Below are 1,793 nucleotides of genomic sequence, written 5' to 3'. Positions count from 1 at the left end.
CATCCTTGGCGGGCTCGACCGGGCGAGTTCGGGATCGGCGCGTTTCCATGACCTGGAGCTGACCACCGCCAGCGACCGGGAACTTACCCGCTACCGGCGGGCCAGCGTCGGCTTCATCTTCCAGTTCTTCAACCTGGTCCCCAGCCTGACGGCGCGGGAGAATGTGGCCCTGATCACCGAGATCTCCCGCGATCCCATGCCGCCCGAGGAGGCCCTGGCCAGGGTCGGCCTGGCCGAACGGCTGGACCACTTCCCCGCCCAGCTCTCCGGCGGCGAGCAGCAGCGGGTCGCCGTGGCCCGCGCCATCGCCAAGCGGCCGGAGCTGCTGTTCTGCGACGAGCCCACGGGGTCCCTGGACAGCGAGAGCGGGGTCCGGGTGCTGGAGGCCATCGCCGAGGTCACCGCCGCGGTGGGGGCGACCACCATGATCGTCTCCCACAACACCTCCATCGGGGCGATGGCCGACCGGGTCATCCGCTTCCGCGACGGCCAGATCACCGAGGCGGCCGCCAACCCCCACAAGATCGCGCCGCGGGAGATGGCCTGGTGAGGCCCGTTCCCCTGGACCGCAAGGTGCTGCGCGACCTGTGGCGCATGAAGTGGCAGGTGCTGGCTATCGCCTTGCTGATCGCCTGCGGGGTCTCCGTGGCGGTGATGTCCTTCTCCGCCCAGCGGGCCCTGGCCACGGCCCAGGCCGATTTCTACGAACAGACCCGCTTCGCCGACGCCTTCACCCAGGCCAAGCACGCCCCCCTGTCCCTGGCCCGCGAGCTGGCGGCCGTCGAAGGCGTCAGCGCCCTGGACGTGCGCATCGCCGAGGTGGGGCTGATGGACCTGCCGGGCCTGGCCCGCCCGGCGACGGCCCGACTGATCGCCCTGCCACAGGACGAGCGAAGCGCGCTCAACGGGATCGTGCTGGTTCAGGGGCGGCTGCCAGATCCAGCCAGCATCGACGAGGCGGTCGCCCTGCAGACCTTCATGACCGCCGCCCACCTGCATCTCGGACAGAGGCTGAGCGCTGTGGTCGGCGGGCGGACCTTCGACTTCAAGATCGTCGGCGCCGCCCTGTCGCCGGAGTACGTCTATGTTCCGGCTGCGGAGTCCTTTATGCCCGACGACGCCCACCAGGGGGTGCTGTGGGCGCCGCGGCCCGCGGTGGAGCGGGTGGCCGGCATGTCGGGGGCCTTCAACAGCGCGGCCTTCCGCCTGGCGCCGGGCGCCTCGGTCGCCGGTGTGCTGCAGGACATCGACCGGCTGCTGGCGCCCTATGGCGGTCGGGCGGCCTATGCCCGCGCCGACCAGCCGTCCCACGCCTTCCTGGACGCCGAGCTGAAGGAACTGTCGACCTCGGCCACCATCCTGCCGCCGATCTTCCTGCTGATCGCCGCGGCCCTGGTGCATCTGGTGGTCACCCGGCTGGTGGAGGCCGAGCGCGAGCAGATCGGCCTGCTCAAGGCCTTCGGCTATAGCGACCTGGAGGCGGCCTCGCCCTATCTGAAGCTGGCCGGGGCGATCGGCATGACCGGCGCCCTGGCGGGGGGCGTCCTGGGCGGCGCCCTGGGGGCGGCCATCGTCGACCTCTACCGGGACTATTTCCGCTTCCCTGTCCTGGAGGTGACCTTCCATTGGCCGGCCTTCGCCGGCGCCTCGGCGGTGGCCGTGGGGGCGGCCCTGGCCGGATCCTTGACGGCGGTGCGCCGCGCCGCGGCTCTGTCGCCCGCAGTCGCCATGTCGCCGCCCCGGCCCGCGGCCTATCGCGCCGGCCTGCTGGACCGCCTGGTGCGGGGCAAGGG

General features: G+C 72.1%; 2 protein-coding genes. Both read left to right on the top strand.

Annotated features, from left to right (window positions below):
* On the top strand, window positions 1-550 hold a 550-nt coding region (locus Q7J39_RS00440; RefSeq protein WP_304819343.1), incomplete at its 5' end, for an ABC transporter ATP-binding protein.
* Window positions 547-1,793, top strand: a 1,247-nt coding sequence (locus Q7J39_RS00435) for an FtsX-like permease family protein (RefSeq protein ID WP_304819341.1), incomplete at its 3' end; no start/stop codon positions are given. The genes Q7J39_RS00440 and Q7J39_RS00435, both read left to right, overlap by 4 nt.

It is taken from the genome of Phenylobacterium sp., from assembly GCF_030651185.1.
Taxonomy (GTDB): Bacteria; Pseudomonadota; Alphaproteobacteria; order Caulobacterales; family Caulobacteraceae; genus Phenylobacterium.
This window is presented reverse-complemented; position numbering and strand designations above follow the sequence as displayed.